General features: G+C 64.2%; 21 protein-coding genes. 5 read left to right on the top strand and 16 right to left on the bottom strand.

The features are described from left to right. The first annotated feature begins 33 nt into the window (after window positions 1–33). Window positions 34–2,538: a CoA transferase gene (locus LB572_RS20915; RefSeq protein WP_224669032.1), complete on the top strand. Its 2,505-nt coding sequence runs from the start codon at window positions 34–36 to the stop codon at window positions 2,536–2,538. A 126-nt stretch (window positions 2,539–2,664) separates the two neighbouring features. On the opposite strand, the gene LB572_RS20920 is transcribed toward LB572_RS20915, so the two are convergent. From LB572_RS20920 to LB572_RS20955, 8 genes are all read right to left on the bottom strand, one after another. Beyond that, a complete protein-coding gene (locus LB572_RS20920; RefSeq protein ID WP_224669033.1) occupies window positions 2,665–3,981 on the bottom strand; it encodes a tyrosine-type recombinase/integrase in 1,317 nt (438 codons plus the stop codon). Window positions 3,982–4,247: 266 nt separating this feature from the next. After that, entirely contained in the window at window positions 4,248–5,654 is a 1,407-nt protein-coding gene (locus LB572_RS20925; RefSeq protein WP_224669034.1) for an NAD(P)-dependent oxidoreductase, read from the bottom strand. 389 nt (window positions 5,655–6,043) lie between these two features. After that, window positions 6,044–6,607 carry an FMN reductase gene (gene msuE / locus LB572_RS20930; RefSeq protein ID WP_224669035.1) on the bottom strand — a complete coding sequence of 188 codons (564 nt, stop codon included), beginning with the start codon at window positions 6,605–6,607 and terminating at the stop codon, window positions 6,044–6,046. Between the two features lie 261 nt (window positions 6,608–6,868). Further along, window positions 6,869–7,549, bottom strand: a complete 681-nt coding sequence (locus LB572_RS20935) for an SGNH/GDSL hydrolase family protein (protein WP_140810269.1) — start codon at window positions 7,547–7,549, stop codon at window positions 6,869–6,871. 59 nt (window positions 7,550–7,608) lie between these two features. Next, window positions 7,609–8,535, bottom strand: a complete 927-nt coding sequence (locus LB572_RS20940; RefSeq protein WP_263498205.1) for an ABC transporter permease — start codon at window positions 8,533–8,535, stop codon at window positions 7,609–7,611. 27 nt (window positions 8,536–8,562) lie between these two features. Further along, complete coding sequence (locus LB572_RS20945) at window positions 8,563–9,525, bottom strand: ABC transporter permease (protein WP_224669037.1); 963 nt, start codon at window positions 9,523–9,525, stop codon at window positions 8,563–8,565. Next, entirely contained in the window at window positions 9,522–11,051 is a 1,530-nt protein-coding gene (locus LB572_RS20950; protein ID WP_224669038.1) for a sugar ABC transporter ATP-binding protein, read from the bottom strand. Before LB572_RS20950 ends, LB572_RS20945 begins: the two co-directional genes overlap by 4 nt. A 78-nt stretch (window positions 11,052–11,129) precedes the next feature. Continuing rightward, a complete protein-coding gene (locus LB572_RS20955) occupies window positions 11,130–12,155 on the bottom strand; it encodes an ABC transporter substrate-binding protein (RefSeq protein WP_052468086.1) in 1,026 nt (341 codons plus the stop codon). 442 nt (window positions 12,156–12,597) lie between these two features. Here LB572_RS20955 and LB572_RS20960 point away from each other — a divergent pair, with 442 nt between their 5' ends. Together LB572_RS20960 and LB572_RS20965 are read left to right on the top strand one after the other, a co-directional pair. Further along, window positions 12,598–13,248 carry an SGNH/GDSL hydrolase family protein gene (locus tag LB572_RS20960; protein ID WP_140809586.1) on the top strand — a complete coding sequence of 217 codons (651 nt, stop codon included), beginning with the start codon at window positions 12,598–12,600 and terminating at the stop codon, window positions 13,246–13,248. A 47-nt stretch (window positions 13,249–13,295) separates the two neighbouring features. After that, window positions 13,296–14,399, top strand: a complete 1,104-nt coding sequence (locus LB572_RS20965; RefSeq protein WP_224669039.1) for an ROK family transcriptional regulator — start codon at window positions 13,296–13,298, stop codon at window positions 14,397–14,399. A gap of 154 nt (window positions 14,400–14,553) precedes the next feature. On the opposite strand, the gene LB572_RS20970 is transcribed toward LB572_RS20965, so the two are convergent. The 8 genes from LB572_RS20970 to LB572_RS21000 form a co-directional block, all read right to left on the bottom strand. Then, entirely contained in the window at window positions 14,554–15,444 is an 891-nt protein-coding gene (locus LB572_RS20970) for an adenylate/guanylate cyclase domain-containing protein (protein ID WP_224669040.1), read from the bottom strand. Between the two features lie 200 nt (window positions 15,445–15,644). Further along, window positions 15,645–16,553 carry an anti-sigma factor family protein gene (locus LB572_RS20975; protein ID WP_224669041.1) on the bottom strand — a complete coding sequence of 303 codons (909 nt, stop codon included), beginning with the start codon at window positions 16,551–16,553 and terminating at the stop codon, window positions 15,645–15,647. Continuing rightward, window positions 16,540–17,112 carry a sigma-70 family RNA polymerase sigma factor gene (locus tag LB572_RS20980; RefSeq protein WP_224669042.1) on the bottom strand — a complete coding sequence of 191 codons (573 nt, stop codon included), beginning with the start codon at window positions 17,110–17,112 and terminating at the stop codon, window positions 16,540–16,542. The genes LB572_RS20975 and LB572_RS20980 overlap by 14 nt, the downstream gene beginning before the upstream one ends. 16 nt (window positions 17,113–17,128) lie before the next feature. Then, entirely contained in the window at window positions 17,129–17,338 is a 210-nt protein-coding gene (locus LB572_RS20985) for a hypothetical protein (protein WP_140809577.1), read from the bottom strand. 3 nt (window positions 17,339–17,341) lie between these two features. Continuing rightward, complete coding sequence (locus LB572_RS34460; RefSeq protein WP_263498195.1) at window positions 17,342–17,467, bottom strand: hypothetical protein; 126 nt, start codon at window positions 17,465–17,467, stop codon at window positions 17,342–17,344. 118 nt (window positions 17,468–17,585) lie between these two features. Further along, a complete protein-coding gene (chrA, locus tag LB572_RS20990; protein ID WP_224669043.1) occupies window positions 17,586–18,974 on the bottom strand; it encodes a chromate efflux transporter in 1,389 nt (462 codons plus the stop codon). Then, window positions 18,971–19,789, bottom strand: coding sequence for a chromate resistance protein ChrB domain-containing protein (locus LB572_RS20995; RefSeq protein WP_224669044.1), 819 nt, complete (start codon window positions 19,787–19,789; stop codon window positions 18,971–18,973). The genes chrA and LB572_RS20995 overlap by 4 nt, the downstream gene beginning before the upstream one ends. 178 nt (window positions 19,790–19,967) lie before the next feature. Next, window positions 19,968–20,756 (bottom strand): 3-hydroxybutyrate dehydrogenase, encoded by a 789-nt coding sequence (locus tag LB572_RS21000; protein WP_224669045.1) that lies wholly within the window; start codon window positions 20,754–20,756, stop codon window positions 19,968–19,970. A 247-nt stretch (window positions 20,757–21,003) separates the two neighbouring features. Here LB572_RS21000 and LB572_RS21005 point away from each other — a divergent pair, with 247 nt between their 5' ends. Then, window positions 21,004–21,792, top strand: coding sequence for an acetoacetate decarboxylase (locus LB572_RS21005; RefSeq protein ID WP_224669046.1), 789 nt, complete (start codon window positions 21,004–21,006; stop codon window positions 21,790–21,792). After that, complete coding sequence (locus LB572_RS21010; RefSeq protein WP_224669047.1) at window positions 21,785–22,945, top strand: patatin-like phospholipase family protein; 1,161 nt, start codon at window positions 21,785–21,787, stop codon at window positions 22,943–22,945. Before LB572_RS21005 ends, LB572_RS21010 begins: the two co-directional genes overlap by 8 nt. The last annotated feature ends 21 nt before the right edge of the window (window positions 22,946–22,966 follow it).

Below are 22,966 nucleotides of genomic sequence, written 5' to 3' on the forward strand. Positions count from 1 at the left end.
AGCCCCTCCTAACCAATCGGCGAAGTGAAACAGATGCAGCGCTCAACCCTTCCGCTTCACGGCATCAAGGTCGTCGATTTCGGCCAGTACATCGCCGGACCGGCCGTGGCGATGATCCTTGGCGATCTCGGCGCGACCGTTGTGCATGTCGACCCGCCATCTGGACCCCTCTGGGATAGCCCCGCCAATGCCACGCTCAACCGAAACAAGCTGATCGTCGGCATCGATCTGAAGACCAGGGAAGGCCTGGCACAGGCGCGTGCGCTGGTCGAGCAAGCCGATATCGTCGTCGAGAACTTCCGCCCGGGGGTGCTCAGTCGCCTCGGCATCGATTTCACGGAGCTCCGCCGGGAGCGGCCGGAGTTGATCACCGCCTCGATCCCCGGCTTTGCCTCCAACGATCGGCTTCGCCGCGATTGGCGCGCCTTCGAATCCGTCATTGCCGCATCCTCGGGCGTTTTCACCGACATGGGCCTCAACCGGGTGCTGATGGGCGTCAACCCGTCCTTTTCGCCGCTCCCGCTCGCCTCAGCCTATGGCACGATGCTGGCAGCGTCGGCGACCGTGCTGGCGCTTCAGGCGCGTGAATGCACCGGGACTGGCGACCACATCGAGGTGCCGCTCGCCTGCGCGGTCATGGAAGGGCTTACCTACAATTCGATCAAGATCGATGACTACCCACGTCGCTACAAGACCCAGCGGGAAAGCGAGATCGAACGGCGGCGCGACGAAGGCTTGCCGATGGACGTCTCTTATGAGGCGCTTCAGGAGCTGCTCGACCCGTTCTATCGCAGTTACAAATGCAAGGATGGGCGCATGTTCTATGTGGTCTGCCCGAGCCACAAAAATCACGCCAAACGCTGCCTGCAGGCTCTCGGCCTCTACGATGAACTCGTGGCCGAAGGATTGCGGGAGGAGGACGACACCTATCTGCCTGTCAGCGAATGGACGTCCGACGTCTCGCTTGGCGTCTACCCCTTGCCGAAATACTGGGCCGACAAGATCGCGGCACGGATGAAGACGGTTTTCCTGACCCGGACCGCCAAGGAATGGGAGCGCATCTTCGGCAAAGGCCAGTTTCCCGGCGCGCCACAGCGCTGGCTGCAGGAATGGATCAGCGACGATCACGCCGAATGCGCTGGCCTGATGATCGAGGTCGACGATCCGGTATACGGACGCATGATCCAGCCCGGCCCGATGGCCTGGCTGGAGGAAAGCGGCGAGGCGATGCTGAGCCCGGCACCACGGCGTTGGGCCGGGTTCAACGAAGCAATCGACGCCCTGTCCGTATTTCCGGCAAAACGGTCTTCTGCCCGGTCCACCGACAAACAGGCGGGATGGCTGGATGGCGTGCGCGTGCTCGACCTCTGCAACGTCATCGCCGGCCCGCATTCCGTTTCCTATCTCGCCCGTTTCGGGGCGGAGGTGATCAAGATCGATCCGGCGAAACCGCTCTACGACTGTTGGAACACGGCCATCTTCGGGATGACCCATATGCGCGGCAAACGCTCGGTGCTTGCCGACATCGGTTCGCCGGACGGTCGTGCTGTCTTCGAGGCGCTGGTCAAGTCGGTCGATGTCATCGTCTGGAACGCGACCGAGCGTCAGGTCAAGGAGAAAGGGCTCGATCCCGACGGTCTCAAGGCGCTCAATCCCGACGCCATCTTTTGCCAGCTCGACTGCTTCGGCGGCGTGCGTCGCGGACCGCGCACCGACTATCTCGGCTATGACGACCTGGTGCAGGCGACGACCGGCATCATGCTGCGGTTTGGCGGCTCCATGGAAACGCCAGAGGAGCACGCCCATGTAGGCACGATCGACGTGATGTGCGGGTTCGGCGCAGCGCTGGGCATTGGCGCGGCCCTCTATCAAAAGTCCAGAACAGGACGGGTCGGGCGGGCGCGGACCTCGCTTTCCGCATTGAGCGGTCTCGCGCAGATGCCGTTCTGCTACGACTACCAGGGACGTCAACCCTTCAACGAAGCGGCCGGGCCTCAGGTCAGGGGCAATGACGCCCTCACCCATGTCTACAACACAGCGGCTGGCCAAAGCCTTCTGCTAAGTGCTTCGGAGGCGGATATCCCGCGCTTCGCGAAAGTGGAGGGGCTGGAGGGGGTAGCGCGGGCGCCAAGAGAAGACCGCGTGCACTACCTTACGGGAGCGCTGACGAAAGCCGCCGCGCAGACATGGCTTACTCGTCTCAGGGCGGCCGATATCGGCGCCGCCATTTGCGAGGACATCGAGACGATCAGGTCAAGGAATTCGCGGTCAGCGGATGACGCTCCTGGAACAGGCAACGGCAGCTATTCATTCTCGGTCCATCACGATCATCCGAGCGGCCATGTCGTGACACAGCTTGATCCCTACGCGATCCGCCCGGCGATCGGAAAGGTCTACGCCTTGCCGCCGGCGGAGAAGTACGGCGCGTCGACGCGCAGAGTACTGATGTCACTTGGCTACAATGCGGAGAAGATCGAGGGCCTGCTTGCCACGGGCGTAATCAGCGAAAGTTGGAGCCGAGAATACCTACCTAGCTGAGAGCGGGCAAAAGTGGGGCCGGGCGATGTCTGCTTCCGGCAACAGCAAAGCTGAATTCCTACGACCAAGATGAGGCGCAAAGCAGCCATTACCCTGTCCAGGGGAATGCGGAAACGTACTGAAGCGCTAAACCTTGCTGCTTATCAGTTCAGAAAGCAGGCGCCTGCTTGGAAGCGTGGGCCAAGCAGTAGTACGACGCTCCGTTCCATTCTTTCTCGGACGCCCAGCTTCGAGCATCCGACGTGAGATAGCCTCCTGCTGCTGGCGCAGGTGATCGCTCAGCAGCTTGTTGCGTGTGATGTAACCTGCGTTCACGCCCGGGATCGAGTGGTTCATCAGAAGGTGAACATCCAGCTCCGCGACCCCTGCGGCTTGGGCGATCGTGCGGAAAGTCTGTCGCAGGTCATTGCCCCATTTCGCCAGGTCATCGCGCTTCTCCTTGTGCTCGATGACGTGACCGCTTTCGCTGTCGGCCGGGAAGAGCCATTCCCGCGATTGCTCGCCATAAAGAGCTCGACCAATGCGCATCACACGAACGAGGCAGCGGATCATGGCGTTCGAAAGCGGTATGTCGAACGCTTTGACCTCACCACCCTTCGGCCTGGGTATGTGCAGGACACGTGCACGAAAGTCGACATGCTCGACCCGCGCCTTCCTGATTGCTTCAGGGCGATGGCCGGACAGCAACATGAACAGGTGGAGCTCCCGCCGAATCGGGTTCTTCAATGCCGCGAGTTGAGTGAACCATCCTTCGAGATCCGAAAGGCCGAGTCCGGTGTTGCGCCGATGTTCGGCATTCCAGTCGATGGCTGAGACCGGGTTGTCCGCCGGGAGTGTACGGGCGGCCTTGCGAGCATGATTGTAAACGGCGCGCAGCGTTCGCATGCACCCATTGGCGATATAGGCGCCGTTCTCCTTGGTAAGTTTTTCGTGCCGCACAGTCACGAGGGAAGGATCAATGCCCAGCTTGGAGAGCGGCTCGTCAAGCCAATCGACCAGCAGACGCTCAACGTGGTCGCGATAGTTGTTGATCGTTCCATCGCTTCGGCCTTTGTTCTTCATATGCCCGTCACGGTAGCGTTCCCAGGCAATGCGCAGCGTGGGATTCGCGATCGAAGGCAAATCAACCGCTGCAGCTTCGCCGTCCCGCTTGCGAGATGACGCGCGAGGGTCAACGCCGTTGGCGATCTTCCCGAGAATGTCCTTGGCCTTCGCCCGTGCCGCGCGCGTTGTGAGTTCTCCGACTTCGGCAACCTTCATTCGGACGGAAAGACGCTTGCCCGCCTTCCTTCGCTCACCCTGGACAACGAATGTCTTTTGCCGTTTGCCCACAAGCACCATGAAGCCCGGCAAGTCGGTGTCTCGGGCAAAATATTGGCCTGAAGACGCCGGCTCGAGGCTTGCAATGGCGCGGTCGGTGAGTGCGAGTCGAAGGTCTGTCATGAAATTAGTATGGCATTAGTACGGCAATTGCGCGATGTTCGAACAGAGTCGATCTGTTGGTTTGTCTACGCCATCATAGGCTCGCAGTACGAATATAACAACAACTTGAATATGTTATAGACCTCGCAATCGTACAACGACCGGAATTGAGAAACACTGGGAAACGCCGTCTGACAAATTCCTAATCTGTAGGTCACAGGTTCGATTCCTGCCGGGATCACCAAGTTTTTCAAAGGCTTGGCGAGCAAATCGCCGCATGGTGGGTATCAGATCGTTCCCGAAGTGAACGGCCCCGAAAGATGGTGCCTGCGCATAAGTGTGGAGAGGCGGTTCGCGGCCTCGGCGAATGCCTCGCCTTCGGAAGCGATCAATACCGGTCGTTCTTGCTCGGACGCAGCCAGGATTTGTTCCCAGAACGCGGCGACGAGAGCGCTCGATCGGGCGAGGTCGGCCGCCACGTCCCGATCGGCGGCCAGCGCCGCCAGATGCCGAGGATCGATGCCGCCGATACCGGCCGGGACTTTCGCTCCCATGTCGACAAAACCTGGAGGCAGCGATCCTTTCAGATTGTGGACGCGATGCTCGACGATGGCGGCATAGATCTGATCGACGGCCTGCTTGGCGCCCGCGACACGGGAAGGGTGGTCGGTGTCGGCCGCTGCATGCGGGAGGAGTTCCAGACGCTGGCCATAGGCTTCGACCAGCCTGAGATAGGGCAGCATCGGTCCCGAAAGTGTGCCGCCGTCATTGAACAGGTCCGCATCGATCGCCGCATGGGAAATGCGCCCCGACGCCAGCGCGCGCTCCAGCGCGGCAACGTCGACCAGCTCGCCGCGATCGTAATTGATCAGCACGGCGCCCGGGTTGAGGGCGGAAAGCACCTCGTCTGCGATCAATCCGGCGTTGGCGTATTTTTTCTGGCCGGCGTCGAAGGCACCCAGGCCGAGATGGACGGAAAGCGCGTCGGCGCCACGCGCCGCCTCCACCATGGTTGCGGCGTAGTCGAAACCCTCCAGCTCGATCCATTTGCGGTGACGGGGCCGCGCATGGATGGCAACCCGCATGCCGAAAGCCTGGCCGAGCCTGGCGAACTCCCGGCCGATATTGCCATAGCCGATCACCGCCAGCCTTTTGCCTTCGAGCTTCTCGGTCGGGTAATGGCGCAGGTCTTTTCCCGTGTCGAACTGGCCGCCGGCGACCAGCGCGCTGAGCCTGTCCACGGGCAGGTCCGGCCTGACTTTCAGCAGCGCCTTCATGGCCATTTGCGCGGTGGCACGGCTGTTGATGCCCGGCGTGTTCATGAGCGGCGCTTCGCCACCCTCGCCGCTGCCCCCACCCCACGATGCCGAACCCATATTGCCGGTGCCGGCGCCGATGCGCACGCCGCCGAGGCGGAACCTCGCCTCCGCCGGAATGAAGGTCGCCGCGGCGATGACGGCGTCGTAGCGGCCCTCGCCCGCCTCGGCCAACAATTCGTCGCGCGTGCTCAATTGCGGCTGATAGAAGAAATGCAGCCTGCCGCGGTCGAGGGCTCCGGCCCTGGCGACGCCTGTCTGGTGGAACACGCCACCCTTGGATTCGATGTAAGCCTTGACCTCGCTGTGGTCGGGATTGCCGTCCGCGCCAAAGCGGAGGCCGACAAAATCGCAGATCAGAATATTGGCTGATGTCATGAAGCGTCGATTCCCTGCAGCTGTCTCCAGCTACACCAATCCGTTCTCCGATAGACCGACGCGAAGCGGCATATCCGGGTCGCAAGCGAGAGATCTGTGCCGGCCCTGAATGGCGATAGGTCGACCGTTGTCGGCAACCCGGCCGCCGGCCAGTTCGTGGAGTAAACGAATCCGGCTACGGATCGGAGTCAGGGATAGAGGGTTTGGGCGCTTATCTGCGAGACAAACTCTTCTGGGAAATCTGAAGCAGCCTCATTGCCAGACAAGCGATGGTTGACGCAGCGATCTGGCACGACACTGCGCTTGGCGGCAAAAAAGGGCGGCATCCCGAGAAGGGCGCCCGTGATCCCTTCCGTGGCGTGTCGTCAAAATCTCGCCCGGTGCTTCGGCTACTCCGCCGCGATCCGCCGGCCGGCGTCGCGGCGGGAAAGCGCATAGCCTGCCTCGTCGACGGCCTGCGCAAGACGCTTGCGGATCGCTTCGGACACCAGCACGCCGTCGGCGAAATCCTTGTCCGTCGCATAGACCGCCGTCGGCAACGCCAAAGCCTCGAAGAAGCCGAACAGCGGCCGCAGTTGATGCTCGACGATCAGGGCATGCCGCTCGCCGCCGCCCGTTGCAAGCAGCAGCACCGGCTTGCCCCTCAGCGAGGCCGGGTCGAGCAGGTCGAAGAAGTGCTTGAACAGGCCGGTGTAGCTGCCCTTGTAGGTCGGCGATCCGACCACCAGCACGTCGGCGTCGACGACCCTGTCCAGAATATCGCGGGCCTGCAGATCGAGATCGCGCGCCCATTTGGCGCTGCCGAGCGAAGGGCCAACGTCTTCGATATCAAAGGTGCTCGCGGACAGGTTGTTGCGGGCCGCGATGTCCCTGACCGCCTGCTCGACGAAACCGCGTGTCTTCGACGGCCGGGTGAAATTTCCAGAGAAACCGACAACGGTTGGATTGGGCATGCTGTGGCACTTTCTCGGTAAGTCGACGCCGGATCTAATGTCTATAATTTTTATAGACTCTAGCCCGCCTTAGAAGGAACGATCCGCCTCTCGGAGGCCCCACCTCGAACATTTTTTCCATGGATCGGTCCGTTCATGGTTTCCATGGCCGGACGAGACCCGCACGATCAGCCTGCCGAAATTGCGGGCCGGCGGTGCCGCGCCGGTCCCGCAGTCGGCGCATCGGTCTGGAGGGGCCGATGCGCGATGACACTTGAATTCTCAGGCAACCTTGCGGTCGGGTTGGCGCGCGAAGACCTCCTCGACCTTGTCCGCTATCGCTTTGCCGAGATCGCGATTGTTCTGCGCGGTGAAGTGGATGCCGTCGCAGCCGTCGGTGGTGATGAAATCCCCGGCATTGAGGAAATCGACCTTCGTGAAATCGGCCATGGCGCGATATTCAGCCGCGAGCGCCGCCGTCTTCTCATGGCCGCCGGCGAACATGCCCTGGAAGAAGGGATGCGGCATCGGAGTCAGCGGCGGCGGCGCGACCACCAGCGCCTGCGGGGCCGGATAGGGTGTGCCGACGCCGCCGGCGCTGGTGAGGATCTGGCCGACGAGCTTGGCCATGCCGTTGGCGATCTCGTAGGGCGTGCGGCGGAAGAACGACTTGGTGTCATTGGTGCCGAGCATGACGATGACGAGGTCTAGCGGCAGGTGGCTGGCGATGGCCGAGGGCAGATAGGCGCTGCCGTTGAGGCGCGGATCGTTGGGATCGTCGAGGCTGGTGGTGCGGGCGCTCAGACCTTCCTCGATCACATGATATCCGTCGCCCAGATGCGAGGCCATCACGCCCGTCCAGCGGTCTTGATAGGCGTAGCGATGCGTCGGCGATCCCTCCACGACCGGAATCCAGCCCCAGGTCAGCGAATCTCCAAAACACAAAATCGATCTTTTGGTCATGTCTCCAATCCATTTCCCTATGCGATTGACTATTGGCCGTCCCGGACTTTGCCCCGCCCTCAGCTCGACCTTTGCCTGATGCCGTAGAGGATCGCCGCAAGCAGGATGATGAGGCCTTGCGCGATCAGCTTGCCGGGCTCGTCGACGCCGAAGGTTGTCATCACCACGAACAGCAGCGCGAACGACAGCACGCCGAAGAACGGCCCCCAGACGCCGCCTTCCCCACGGCCGAAAACGACGCCGCCAAGAATGGTCGCGGCGACCGCCAGGATCGGCAGGTCGAGCCCGACCCTGACGCTGCCGACGGCGATCGAAGCCGTCTGGACCAGCGCGGCAATCCCTGCGAACAGGCCCGCCAGCGTGTGCGCGAGCACCACGGTGCGGGCAACCGGGACGCCTGAGAAATGCGCTGCCTGCACGTTCTCGCCGACCGACGTCACGTAGCGGCCGAAAACCGTGCGCGACAGGAACAGCGACAGCGCGGCCGAAACCGCCACCCAGAAGATCACCGGCGTCGGCGCCGGGCCGAGCTTGGTGTTGTAGATGTCGGCGAACATGCCGGGCACATCGCCGGGCGGCTTGCCGCTCGACAGGTATTGTACGATCCCGACCAGGACGATGCGGACCGCGAGCGTGACGATGACGGCCGAGACCCGCCTCACCCCGACCATCAGGCCATTGAAGAACCCCACGGCCAGCCCGATGGCCAGCGCCAGGACGATGAAGAACGCCATCGAGGCGCCAGGAAAGACGCCGGACGAGATGGTGTAGTTGATGAGCAGGATGACCCCGCCGCCCGACAGGTCGATGCTTCGCACCCGCATCACCAGAAGCTGGCCGAGCACCAAAATGCCGAGCGGCACGATCTGGCGCACGAATATGCCCATGATGTTGAGATTGAGCATGTTCGGCCGGGCGATCCACAGAACCACAAGCAGCACGGCAAAGACGTAATAGGCAGGCGGGACGCGCAGCAGGCGGCGCATGACGGGATTGGCGAGCGCGGCGGCCACTTACAACCCCATCTTCTTGCGCGACTGCAGGGCGACCACAAGGAGCAGGATCGCCCCCTTGATGGTGGTCTGGATGAAGGGCGAAACGTTCGTCAGGTTCATGCCGTTGGCGAGCAGCGCCATGACGAGCGCGCCGATGACGGTGCCGTGCAGGCTGCCGATGCCGCCGGAAAGCTGGGTACCGCCGATGGCCACGGCCGTGATCGCGTCGAGCTCGAACAGCAGCCCGACATTCGGGTCGCCCGAGACGATGCGCCCGGCGAGGAAAATGCCGGCCAAGGCCGCGAAGCAGGCGCAGATCACATAGGCAAGCACGATGTTGCGCCGGTCGGCGATGCCGAAATTATGCGCCGCATCCTCCACGCCGGACGACACGCCGCCGCCGATCGCGAAAAGATGCAGCCCGAAGCGCGAGCCGTAGAGCAGCTTCCAGGCGACCGCGAGCGTGAAGATGCCCCAGAACACCGGCATGGGCACCCCGAAGAAGGACCCGGCCACGGCACTGATGACGATATCGGGCACCGTGCCGCCCGAAACCGGCCGCAATACCCGCGTGATCCCTAGCAGGATGTACTGCGTCGACAGCGTCGCGATGATCGGATGCACGTTGAAGCGGGTGATGATGAAGCCGTTGCAGAAGCCGACCAGCGCGGCCAGCACGAACACAGCCGGGATCAGCACCCAGGCGGGGCCGCCGAGGGCGAGCACCGCCGTCGTGAAGCTGATCATCGACCCGACCGAAAGGTCGAGCCCGCCGAGCAGGATGACGAACATCTGGCCGACCGCCGTGATGACGAGCGGCATCGCCTGCGGCACCAGATTGAGCAGATTCTCCCCGTTAAGGAACTGCGCGGTCTCGAAGCTGAGCCAGAGCGCGATGGCCAGCACGATCAGCAAGGGCAGTATCCACATGCCCTGCCGGGATCCTCTTGCGCCCGCGAGGCGTCTGCTGATGGCTGTCATCGGCGCTCACCTTTCGCCTCATTGGCCTCCCCGTTGGCGCTGAGCGCGGCGTCGAGGATGTTGTGCTCCGTGGCTTCGGCCGCCGGCATTTCCTTCACGATCGTGTCGTTGTGGACGACGCAGATCCGGTCGCAGAGCCCGATCAGCTCGACCGTCTCGCGCGACAGCGCCAGCACCGCGCCGCCTTTGCGGGCAAAGTCGCGCAGCAGCCGGTAGATCTCGGATTTCGCGCCGATGTCGACGCCGCGCGTCGGCTCTTCGACGAGCAGGATGTCGATGTCGGCGGCAAGGTAGCGGCCGAGCAGCACCTTCTGCTGGTTGCCGCCGGACAGCGTGCCGACGATGGCGCCCGGACCGCTGGCCTTCACGGCAAGGCTCGACATCGTGTCGGCGATCCGCCGCTGATAGCCCGCGGCCAGCGCCAGCTCCGACCGTTTCGAATGGAGCGCGGCGGCGATGTTGTGCGCCACCGAAAGGCCGAGGAAGAGCCCGTCCTCCTTGCGATCCTCCGGCACGAAGCCGACGCCCATCGCCTGCAGCCGGCGCACGCCGCCGCCGGGCGATACCGGCAAGGGCAGCGACTTGCCTTTGATCGTCACGCGGCCGGCAAAGGGGTGGTATTGACCGACCAGCGAGCGCAGGAAGCGTTGCTGGCCCTGCCCCTCCAGGCCGGCCAGCGCGACGATCTCGCCACGGCGCAGCTCCAGCGAAAACGGTCTGGAGCGCTCGGTGATGCGGAAATCCTCGACCGAAAGCATGACAGGGCCGGGCGCGTCGCCGCGCTGCGGAAAAAGGTCGGTCAGCTCGCGGCCGACCATCATCGCGATCAGCGCGGCCGGCGTCATCTCGGCGAGCGGCCGGGTGCCGACGAGCTCGCCGTCCTTGAGGACCGTGACGGTGTCGCAGATGGCGAAAATCTCGTCCATGCGGTGCGAAATGTAGACGACCGCCTTGCCCTCATCCTTCAGCCTGCGGATGTGGCGGTTCAACACCTCGACATCGGCGGCATTGAGCGCCGCCGTCGGCTCGTCGAGGATGAACACGCTGGCCTCGGTCATGATGCCGTGCGCGATCTCAACGAACTGCCGTTCGGCGATGCTGAGGCTCGAGACCAGCGTGCCCGGATTGAGCGTGAGGCCGAGCTCGGCAAGCGCCTTGCCGGCCTCGCGCCGCATGCGGCGTTGGTCGACCCCGCCGAAAGCGGTGGCTGGCTCTCGGCCGAGAAACATGTTTTCGGCGATCGTCAAATTGGGCAGCAACGACAATTCCTGGAACACCGTCGAGATGCCGGCTTCCAGCGCATCCTTCGGCCTGTGGAAGGCGACCTGGCGCCCGTCGCGCAGGATGGCGCCGCTGTCCGGCTGGTGGACGCCGGCGAGGATCTTCATCAGCGTCGACTTGCCGGCGCCGTTCTCGCCCATCAGCGCATGGACCGAGCCTGATTGAAGCGCGATCGAGACGCCCTTCAGCGCCGCCGTGCCGGCGAACGCCTTGCGGATATCCGACATTTCGACAAGGGTTTTCACGAAACAAGCACCGCTGCATCCGGGATATTCGGTGGCGCGGACAAACATCGCGTCGCCCGCGCCACCATGGCGCCACCTTTACTTCTTGGCGTAGAACTCCTTGAGCTTGTCTTCGGGCAGCTCCGACGGCCACCAGACATTGGCCGAGAGATCGTCGCGATAGTATTTCTTGACCTTCTCGATGTCCCAGCCGGGCGGGTTGTAGTCGTAGTGCTTCTTCAACTCCTTGCCTTCGAGCAGGGCCACGGCGGCGCGGATGCCGGCCGCGCCCTGGGCAGGGCTGTATTCCGCCGAGATCGACTTGAAGCCGTCGGCGATCCACTGGCCGAAGAAGCCGTTATTGCCCTCGCCGGTGATCGGCGGGATCTTGGCGCCGAACTGCTTGAAGACGTCGACGCAGGCGCGTGTCATGTCCGCGCCGGAAGACCAGATGCCGTCGACCTCGGGATTGTTCAGATAGAGCGTCTCGCAGAGCTTCTTGGCCTTGTCGTACTGCCAGTCGCCATGTTCCTCGGCGATGATCTTGACGTCGGTTCCCTTCAGCGCCTGCAGCAGGCCGTTGTAGCGGTTGGTGTCCTCAGGATGGCCGGCGAGCCCGCGCAGCACCCAGATGTTGCCCTTGCCGCCGAGCTCCTTGACCAGGAAGTCGCCCATCACCTTGCCGAAATGCTCGGCGCCGCCCTGGATTTCGGTGGTGAAGGCGTCGCTCTCGATGCGGCCGGTGTGCACGATGACCGGGATGCCCGCCGCCACGGCCTTGGCGATGCTCGCGTCCGCAGACGTCGACGTGACCGGCTGGACGATGATGGCGTCGACCTTCTGGGCTATCAGGTCCTCGATGTCGGCGACCTGCTTCTTCTGGTCGAAGCCGGCGTCGAGTAGGATGAATTTGGCTATGCGCTTGTCCTTGGCGGCGGCAGCCTCGGCCTCATGCGCGACCTGCACCGTCCAGGTGTTCGCGTTGACGCCGAAATGGCTCATGCCGATGACCCAGGGCGGATCCTTCTTGAACTTGCCTGCCTCGACCGTCGGGTTGTCCCCGGCGCGGGCGGTAACCCCGTCGAGCAGCGATACGTCGTCGGCGAACGAGGGAGCGCACCACATGGTGGTCGCGATCACTGCCGCTGCGATTGATTGGATAATCCGTCTCACTGAGCCATCCTCCTTCTCAAGCTCCACGGACCCTGCTGACCAGGGCCACGACTTCCCCATCAGCGTCCGGCCATGGCCAAACGCCGCACCTGCCGGGGCGATCCCGGCACTGCTTCAGTTCATTGCTCAACCCGCGCGCATAGCCGCTGGAGACAAAGTCCAGCGTTGCCGCCATGGGTCATGGCAGCCTATCGGCGCAAAAGGTTCGGGGCATTCCTCCCAGGCTCACTTTCAATCATCGATCCGGCGGGCTGTCAATAATTATTCAGAGTGATGGATTATCTTTGCGGCTTGCGCTACCTTTCCGCCGAATGGCAGGGTCACTGGATGCGGACGGCCGAGTCTCGTCCGATAACTTGCGCAAATCAGAACCTTGGCTGGATCGGGGAGGAGCATGCGATCGGTCTTGTGCTACGGCGACTCCAACACGCATGGGCAGGTACCCGGCGGCACGCCGCTCGACCGCTACGGCCCGGCGGAGCGCTGGCCCGGTGTCATGGCAAGGGAGCTGGGCGTCGGCTGGCATATCATCGAGGAAGGCCTCAGCGGCCGCACGACGGTGCGCGACGATCCCATCGAGGGGGCTCACAAGAACGGGCGTACCTACCTCAGGCCTTGCCTGCAGAGCCATGCGGTTCTCGATCTCGTCATCATCATGCTGGGCACCAACGACCTCAAGGTGCGCTTCAACCAGCCGGCTTCGGAAGTCGCCATGGCCATGGGCTGCCTCGTCTACGACATCAAGGAACTGAAGCCTGGCCCGGGCGGCAGCGTGCCCGAGATCATGATCGTCTCCCCGCCGCCGATGCTGGACGACATCAAGGAATGGCGGTCGATCTTCGCCGGCGCGCCGGAGAAGTCGCGGCGGCTGGCGCTCGAATTCGAGATCATCGCCGATTCGCTCGAAGTGCATTTCTTCGACGCGGGCTCGGTCGTCACCTGCGATCCGCTCGACGGATTCCACATCAACGGACAGGCGCATGCGTCGCTTGGCCGTGCGCTGGCCCGCGAAGTCGAAGCAATCGGGTGGCCGGATGAGAGATAAACGCGGCATACGGGTGTCCCGCACGACCGATTGCGAGAGGACGCACCATGCCTGATATGCGCTTTGCGCCGCCCAACCCGCTGCGGATTGCGGACCGCGCCAGCGGCCTCAACGCCGTTAGCGTGCGCGGTTACAACGAGCGCCTGGTGCTGTCGCTGCTGCTGCAGAGCAAGCACATCACCCGTCTCGAGATCGGCGAGCGGACCGGCCTGTCGGCGCAGACGGTATCCGTCATCGTCCGCTCGCTCGAGCAAGAGGGGCTGATCGCCAAGGGCGAAGCCCAGCGCGGTCGGGTCGGGCCGCCGACAGTGCCGCTTTCGCTCAACCCCGAGGGCGCCTATTCCGTCGGCATCAGCGTCGGCCACCGGCAGGTGGAGGTCGTGCTCGTCGATTTCATCGGATCGATCCGCTCGCATGCGGTGCTGCCGTTCTCGGCTGCCGCGCAGGACACCAACCATCCGCAATTCATGAGCGCCATCGCCAAGGCCATCGCCGATCTGCCGCAGCATCTCCATTCGCGCATCGCCGGCATTGGCCTTGCCCTGCCGGGCGACGAAGTGGAGCTCGAGCTGACCCCCAGGGCGGCCCGAGAGCGGTTCGACGCCTTGCAGGAGGAGGTCGAACGGGAGATCGGTTATCCCGTCTACGTCCAGAACGACATCACCGCGGCGGCCGGCGGCGAAAGCATGTTCGGCGTCGCCAAGCACCTTTCGGACTATCTTTTCTTCTATCTCGGCGCGCGCTTGCACAGCCGCCTGGTCCTCAACCACCAGATCTACAACACCACTGGCGCGGTGAGCTTCGACGTCGGCATCCTGCGGCTCGAGCAGGAAATCACCAAGCAAGGAAGGCAGACGTCCGAGCTATGGGAAAGAGGCGCGGACTGGCCGTCATTTGGCGAGGCGGAGATCGCATGGCAGCGCGAGCTGGCGGGGCAGATGAAGTCGTCGATCGCGGCGTTGAAGCAGTTCGTTCCGATCACCTCGGTCGTCCTGTCTTCCTACGCTCCCCAGGCTGTCTGCAAGGCGATCTGCAGGGAGCTGGAGCAGGCGATGCCCGGCATAAGCGCAATCGCCGGCAACATCGAGCGTTCGCCCAAGGCGGTGGGCGCGGCGGGCCTGCCTTTCAGCTCGCGGTTCATGGTGGAGTGACGTTCATGATCACCGGCAGCGCGCTGCGCATCGACGGCGGCTGCACATACCGGTGATATGGAGCGCATGACAAACACTGGACCGAAATCACCAGCTGCGGCGGAACAAGTCAGGTGCGTCGGCCGGTCTTGGCGTCGAGATGCGCCGAGCCGGGTCAGCCTGAGATAATTTCGTAGCGAAGGATCTGGGCGTCGCCGAGGGACGATCTGCGTCCAGGCGAGATGACGCCGGAGCCGAAGAGGAGAATATCTTCGCGGCGTACGAATACTTCATCACCGGGTCCCATCGACACAAATGTGCCCGACGAGCTTCGCTCGACAAGCCGGACCTTACCGTTCGAAATGGTGAAGGTCGCGTGGTGCCTTGAGACCCAGGGCCGCGGGACGACGATATTGCATTCCGGAGATCGGCCGATCGTCACCAATTCGTTGTTTCGGCAGGATCGCACCTGATCTTCATAGCGGATGACCAGATTGATCTGCGGCGGCGGGGCGGAGCGCCTGTCGACAAAGGTGCCTCGATTGGCGACCTGCGTGCTGAGGGCCCCATCCTCGCTCCTCAGCGTATAGACATCGAAGAGTTCTTGCTTTCCCTTGAATGCCATTTTGTCGAGGAGCCGCAAGGTACTGCGGCTGCCCGCGGAAAGGGCTTCGAAGAAGCTCTGGCTGATCAGGACCTCCCCGGGGTTGGCCGTGGCGGACAACCTTGCGGTCACATTGACAACGTCGCCGAACACCGCGCCCCGCGCGCGAATGACCGCCCCGAAATGCAATCCGATCCGGGCGATCAAAGGCTCTTTCGCCAGTCGGCCGCCAATCTGGCAGACGGCGCTCAGCGCCGCCTCCGGTCTCTCGAACAGGCTGAGCACGTCATCGCCCTTCGAGTAAATGAAGTCGCCGCCGTGCTGGGCGACGATCTCGCGTATCGCATCGAGGCAACCCGAGACCTGCCGCAGGGCGGCATCGTCGCCGATGCGCTCATAGAGCGGCACGCTGCCCACGACATCGGCCAGGAGAACTGCGGCTAGAAGTCTTTCCTGATCCATCGACTCGTGTCCGCCCCGGGAACGCGGCGTGTATAACATACCAAAGTCGACCGTGACTTATCACTTGTGCGCCAAGGGGCCGGCGCAACCGCGGCAGGCGCTTAGCGCTGTTATCTCGGGCGGACGGGCATCTGCCTTCACTCATCCCGCCAAACGGTTATCGGCCTCGAAAATAGCGGCGATAAGGAAATTTCCCCTCTCTAGCCCGGGCTTCCCGCCGCCGGATTGGCGATGATCGCGGCCCGGAAGCGGGTGACGAAATCGTCGAGCGCGGGGCGCTCGGCATCCGAGATCGCCCAGTAGGAAAAGGCGTCGTCGGTCCAGTGGACGAGCAGGAAGCCGCCCGCCGAGAGGTCGTCCGCCACCGGCATCGATTTGGCCTCGTTCTGCCGCGGTGCGGCCACCAGCGTGATCAGATGCTCGTGATGGCGGTAGACCAGCGCCGGCATCGGCTTGTCGCCGATCACCTCGACGCGCCCGCCAAGCAGCGCGTAGCCGTCCTTGGCCATGTCCGGCGCCGCCGGCGACACGCCGATGCGCCCGTCGAGCCATGGCTTCACCGTGTGGCGGTCGGACGAGACGATATCGACCGGGGTCGCCGCGAGCAGGCTGCGGCGATGGCCATTGGCGACGGCGACCGCGAAACTGTCGGAGCCATTGTCCGCCGTCGCCAACCACTGCGTCGCGCCGCTGGCCAGAAACGCCGTCAGCGCGATCGAGGCCGCCATCTGGCGCCAGTCGAAGGAGTTGAACCAGCGTGCCGCGCGCGGCCGCATCTCGACGACGTTGCCTTGCTGCTGTTGCGGCTCCACCTTCGCGGCTGTGGGCTGAACAGCGTCCCCGGCGTCCTTCACCTCGGCGATGGCCGCGATGCGCGCCAGGAAATCGTCGCTGACGCTCGGCCGCGGCAGGCTGGCGACAGCGCCGCGCAGCGCCACGAGGCGCGCATGCTCGGCGGCAAGCTCCGGATCGACGGCCATGCGCCGCTCGACCGCCAGGGCAGCCGCGGCATCGAGCTCGCCATCGACAAGGGCGTGGATCATCAGCTTCATATCCTGCGGGTCTTGCGGCAATCCATCCTCATGCGGGCGATTTTCATGCGGGCTCATGGTGGCGCCCTCCAAGTTCCGTCATCAACAGGCCGCGGGCCCTCGCCAGCCGCGACATCACCGTGCCTTGCGGCACGCCGAGCATGGTGGCGATCTCGCGGTAGCTGAGACCGTTTATGTCGCGCAGCACCACCGTTTCTCGGAAGGCCTGCGGCAGCCTGGCGATCGCCGCTTCCACCGCCGCCGAATTCGCCTTGGCAATCAGCGCCGCCTCCGGGCTGTCGGCATCATTGCCGGGCGGCGGCGAGACGTCGTCGAGATCGGCGAGGTCGCCGACGGCAACCACGCTGCGCGGACGGTTGCGGGCCATCCATGTGTAGGAGGCGTTGCGCACGATGGTGAGCAGCCAGGCGCGGGCATTGCCGCCGGCAAAGCCCGCTATGCCCGCATGCGCCTTGAGGCAGGCCTCCTGCACCACGTCCTCGGCATCGGCTTGATTGCCGGTCAGCCAGCGGGCGAGCGACAGCGCATCGCCAAGATGCGGCAGCACCACTTCGGCAAAACGCGCGGCCAGCATCTTTTCGCTCAACACCGTTCCGCCGTCGGGCGCTCCCGCCATGGGTCTGCCGCCGTCCTCAGCAGGAGGCGACGATCTGTCCCTGCTCATGCGGGTGAAGATCGCGACCGCAGGCGATGGCGCCTGCTTCGAGGGAGGAGAAGGCATTGGTGTCACCGGAGTCAAGTGTCTCGGAAGCAAGGGGCGCCTCGGAAGGGAACGGCGCATCGCTGGCTGCAACGGGATGCTCGCCGTCATGGTCGTGGATCTCGATGGTTGCGATCGGCACGGATCAGGGCCGGCGGCGGGGCGGTATCGCCCAGAACAGGTGCGCCCAGCTCCAACGCTCCACGGGACGGCGGCGGCTGACGCCTTCGCCCTCTTCAGCCTGTGCGTATTTGCCTTCGTGCCGCTTCATGATGGTCTCCTGCTGTTGCGCACAAATGGCGCATGCCCTGGAGACCGGCGGACCGGGCCGTTTATTCCCGGCCGATCGGCTTTTTCGTTCACGCTAACGTGATCAGATGGCGTGCGGCCTACAGCGCCAGCAGCGCAAGCCCTGCCAGCGCCGATCCCGCCAGCGTCGGCAGCATGCCGAGCTTCAGCCTGAACATGGCGACCATCGCCGCCGCTGACAGCAGCCCGGCGCGCCAGTCGAGCGAGGACAGGACCGGAACCTCCACGCCCCAGCCGACGCTTGCGACCTTGCCGAACACGACATGCAGCGCGAACCACAATGCAAGGTTCATGATCACGCCGACGACCGCCGCGGTGATCGCGCCCAGCGCCGCCGCCAGCGCCTTGTTCTGCCTTAGCTGCTCGATGTAGGGCGCGCCCAAAAATATCCAGAAGAAGCAGGGCACGAAGGTCACCCAGAGCGTCAGCAGCGATCCGAGCGATCCAGCCAGCAGCGGGCTGGCAAAGCCGGCATGGCGATAGGCGGCGGTGAAGCCGACGAATTGCAGCACCAGGATCAGCGGCCCGGGCGTCGTCTCGGCAAGCCCCAGCCCGTCGACCATTTCTCCCGGCGACAGCCAGCCGAACGAGGTGACCGCCGCCTGCGCGACATAGGCCAAAACCGCATAGGCGCCGCCGAAGGTGACGACGGCCATCAGGCTGAAGAAGCCGCCAAGCTGCGCCCACACGCTGGCGGGGCCGGCAAGCAGCGTGATTATCGCCACTGGGCCGAGCCAGACCGGCAGCCAGATGGCGACGGTGCGAAGCGCATGCCATCTGCTTGGCAAAGTGTGGCCGAGCTCGCCGCGTTCGAACATCTGGTCGACCACGCCGAGGCGGTGGGCATCGGCGCTGCCTTTGCCATGCGCCGAGCCCGAAAACAGTCCTGGCGCGAAACGGCTGCCGATCCAGCCGACGAGGCCGGCGGCAAGCACGATCAGCGGGAACGGCAGCCTGAGGACATAGATGGCGAGGAAGGCCGCCACCGCGATCGCCACCAGCGCACGGTTCTTCAACGCCCGCTTGCCGATGCGGATCACCGCCTCGACGACGACGGCAAGCACCGCGGCCTTGACGCCGAAGAACAGCGCCTCGACCACCGGCGCGTCGTTGTAGAGCATGTAGAAGCTGCTCAAACCCAGCATGACCAGCGCGCCGGGCAATACGAACAACAGGCCCGCCACAAGGCCGCCCGCCGTCCGGTGAAGCAACCAGCCGATATAGACGGCAAGTTGCTGCGCCTCGGGGCCCGGCAGGAGCATGCAGTAGTTGAGCGCATGCAGGAAACGCTCCTCGCCGATCCAGCGGCGCTCCTCGACCAGTTCCTTGTGCATCAGCGCGATCTGTCCAGCCGGTCCGCCGAAGGACAGCAGGCCGATCTTTGCCCACAGCCGCGTCGCTTCACGGAAGCTCGGCACGGCCGGGGTCTCGACCGGCCGTCCCGCGCCATTCTTGGCAAGCGCTGTCATTGCGCCTTGCCTCCGACGGGCCAATTGTGCGTCTCTTCCGCCGCGTCGCGGCACCAGCGGAAGAAGGCGTCGTAGAAGAGCATGCCGGCTTCGAGCTGATCGAGGTCATCGCGGAACATGCGCGACAGGCCGAGCGAGGCGGCGAGGAAACCGGCCGCCTGCGGAACAAGGTCGAGGCGTGCCGTGTCGGCGGCGCGCACGATCAGCGCCAGGCGATCCAGCGCATCGGCGCGCAGGCCGAATTCCTCGATCATCGTATCGAAGCTGCAGCGCTCGCCGCGATGGCTCCAGAACACACCTTCGATGTCGAAGGGAACCGCCGCGAAGCGATCGGCCACCAAAGGCACCTCGGCCGGATCGACGAACAGGAACACCGCCTTGGGATCGACGAAGCGGCGGATCAGCCAGGGACAGGCGATGCGGTCGACCTTCGGTCGGGAACGCGTGACCCACACGGTGCGCCCCTTCCCGTCGCGCGGCGGGATCGCGCCGGCACTGACCAACGGCGCCTTGGCGGCGACCCAGGCCTCGAAGCCGTCTTCAAGCGACTCCGCCGGAATGCCTTCATGACGCAGCCATGCGGCAACGCCTTGCGACAGTTTCTGCCCCCTCTGGCAGATCACGACGACTTTGCGCCCGGAAAATTCTGCAGCCCAGGTCGAGACCGTCCTGAAATCGCGCCGGCATGACGCCGGCAGCAGGCGCGGGTCGGTTTCATAGTCCTCGTCGATGCGCACATCGACCAGGCAAGGCGCGTCGGGCAGGCCGACGAGACGGGACAGCTGCGGCACGGTGATTTGGGTTGTTGACGGCATGGCGTCCACCTCCAGAATACAGAGAGTTTGGACGCGATCGTTGGGCTGACGCCTCACGGGGTCGTCGCGGGGAACCCCTTGGCCAGAATGCTGGAACGCTCCCCCGCGATTGTCAAGAATTCAAATTGCCAGGGAAGACGGGACCTCCGCCCGCCCTTCCCTGAAACGGCCGCTGCCCTTACTGCGCCGTCCAGCCGCCATCCATCGGCAGGGTCGTGCCGGTGATCTGCTTGGCGGCGTCCGAGCAGAGGAACAGGGTCAGCGCCGCAAGCTCCTCGACAGTAACGAACTCTTTGGTCGGCTGCGCGGCCAAAAGCACGTCGTGCTTGACCTGCTCCTCGGTCATGCCGCGTGCCTTCATCGTGTCGGGGATCTGCTTCTCGACCAGCGGCGTCCAGACATAGCCGGGCGCGATCGCGTTCACGGTGATGCCGTTCTGCGCCACTTCCAGCGCCACCGTCTTGGTCAGGCCGGCAATGCCGTGCTTGGCCGAGACATAGGCCGACTTGAACGGCGAGGCGACCAGCGCATGCGCCGAGGCCGTGTTGATGATGCGGCCCCATTTGCGGCTCTTCATGCCGGGCACCACCGCCTTGATCGCGTAGAAGGCGGCCAGAAGGTTGATGCGGATGATGGCTTCCCATTTGTCGTCGGGAAATTCCTCGATCGGCGCGACATGCTGGATGCCGGCATTGTTGACCAGGATGTCGAGGCTGCCGAACGCCTCCTCGGCCTCGTGGACCATGGCGGTGACGGCGGCGCCATCCATCATGTTGGCGCCCGAGTAGCGGCACTTGACGCCGAAATCCTTTTCGATGCCGGCCCGCTCCTGCTCGATCGCCGCGGCGTCGCCCAGGCCGTTGATGGTGACGTTGGCGCCCTCGGCGGCGAAGGCACGGGCGATTGCGAGGCCGATGCCGCTGGTCGAGCCGGTGACGAGCGCATTCTTCGAAGACAGGGAACCCATGGGAGATCTCGCGACAGGAGGACAGGAGGGAAGAGTATGAAGACAGACAGCCGGGAAGGCACATGATTTGTGCGCCGCAGCATCACAATGCCACACCCATATGTCGGCGCTATTACAGCTGTGCCGCGGCGTTTGCCGGCTCCAGGAAGCGCCGTCTTGGCGTTGACACGGCACTGTCATGCTGCCGTGCAACATACTTGCCAGCGCATTCGCGCGGGCTCATTTCAAACCTGTTGGGGCACCAGCCATGGAAATCGCCGATGTCGTGAAGCGCGCCTATGCGATGCCGCTCACCAACCCGTCCTTCCCGCCAGGCCCCTATCGGTTCTTCGACCGCGAATATATCATCATCACTTACCGCACGACGCGCGAAGCACTTGAGGCGGTCGTGCCGGCGCCGCTCGAGATCGACGAGCCGCTGGTCAAGTATGAGTTCATCCGCATGCCGGACTCGACCGGCTTCGGCGACTACACCGAGACCGGCCAGGTCATCCCTGTGCGCTACAAGGGCCAGCATGGCGGCTATGTCCACTCCATGTATCTCGACGACGACGCGCCGATCGCCGGCGGCCGCGAGCTCTGGGGTTTTCCGAAGAAGCTTGCCAACCCCAAGATCGTGCATGAAGGCGAAGTGGTGGTCGGCACGCTGCACTATGGCAGCGTGCTGTGCGCCACCGGCACCATGGGCTACAAGCACCGCGAAGCCGACCACGACCAGGTGCTGGCCTCGCTCGCCGCGCCCAATTTCCTGATCAAGATCATCCCGCATGTCGACGGCAGCCCGCGCATCTGCGAGCTGGTCCGCTATTACCTCACCGACATCACGCTGAAGGAAGCCTGGACGGCGCCCGCCGCGCTCGACCTTCGCCCGCACGTCATGGCCGACGTCGCCAAGCTGCCGGTGCTCGACATCGTTTCGGCGGTTCACTTCACCGCCGATCTGACGCTCGGCCTGGGCGAAGTGGTGCATGATTACCTCGCGGACCACGGCCGATCGGCTGCCGGCGCGAAGGAGTTGGAGAAAGCCGGTGCTTGAGCGTAACCGCAGCAAGGCAGCTGCCGCCACCATCCAGGAAATCACGGCGCAATATGACCGCATCGCCCTGGTCTTCCAGGGCGGCGGCGCGCTTGGCGCCTATCAGGCGGGAGTCTATCAGGCGCTTGCCGACGCCGGCTGCGAGCCGACCTGGCTCTCCGGCGTCTCGATCGGCGCCATCAACGCCTCGATCATCGCCGGCAACGAGCCGAGCCGCCGCCTGCAACGGCTGGAACAGTTCTGGCAGACAATCTCGGGCCGCAAGATCTGGGCCTATACGCCGGAAGGCGACATCTATCGCGATATCCGCAACCAGACCTCGTCATTCATGACGATGGCCATGGGCCAGCCCGGCTTCTTCAAGCCGCGCAGCCCCAACCCCTGGTTCCAGTTGGCCGGGGCGGAAGGCGCCACCAGCTTCTACGACACCGCCGAGCTCAAGGACACGCTTGAAAGCCTGATCGACTTCGACGTGCTGAACGACGGCAAGAAGCGCCTGAGCGTCGGTGCGGTCAATGTCAGGACCGGCAACTTCGTCTATTTCGACACCGACAAGGTGCGCATCGAGCCGGAGCACATCATGGCGAGCGGCGCGCTGCCGCCGGCCTTTCCCTCGATCCGCATCGAGGGCGAGTATTACTGGGACGGCGGCATCGTTTCCAACACGCCGCTGCAATACCTGCTCGACCAGGAGGAGGATCGCTCCTCCTTGGTGTTCCAGGTCGATCTGTTCAGCGCGCGCGGCGTGCTGCCGCGCGGCATGGCCGATGTCCTGTCGCGCCACAAGGACATCATGTATTCGAGCCGCACGCGCCAGAACACCGACAACTTCCAGCGCATCCATGCGCTCAAGATGAAGCTGCTCGACGCGCTGAAGCGCGTGCCGCCGGACCAGCTCAAGGACGGCGAGAAGGAACTGATCGCCGACTATTCCGACGCCGGCGTGGTCAACATCGTCCACCTGATCTACCAGCACAAAGGCTATGAGGGCCACGCCAAGGACTACGAGTTTTCCGGCACCTCGATGCGCGAGCACTGGGAGATGGGCCTGGAAGACACCGAGCGCACGCTGCGCCACAAGAAGTGGCTGATGCTGCCCGACAACGCCGATGGCGTGACCATCCACGACCTGCACCGCGAAGACCCGACCTGAGCGTCATGGTGGCGCGGGCGG

This window comes from Mesorhizobium sp. BH1-1-5 (assembly GCF_020165615.1).
Taxonomy (GTDB): domain Bacteria; phylum Pseudomonadota; class Alphaproteobacteria; order Rhizobiales; family Rhizobiaceae; genus Mesorhizobium.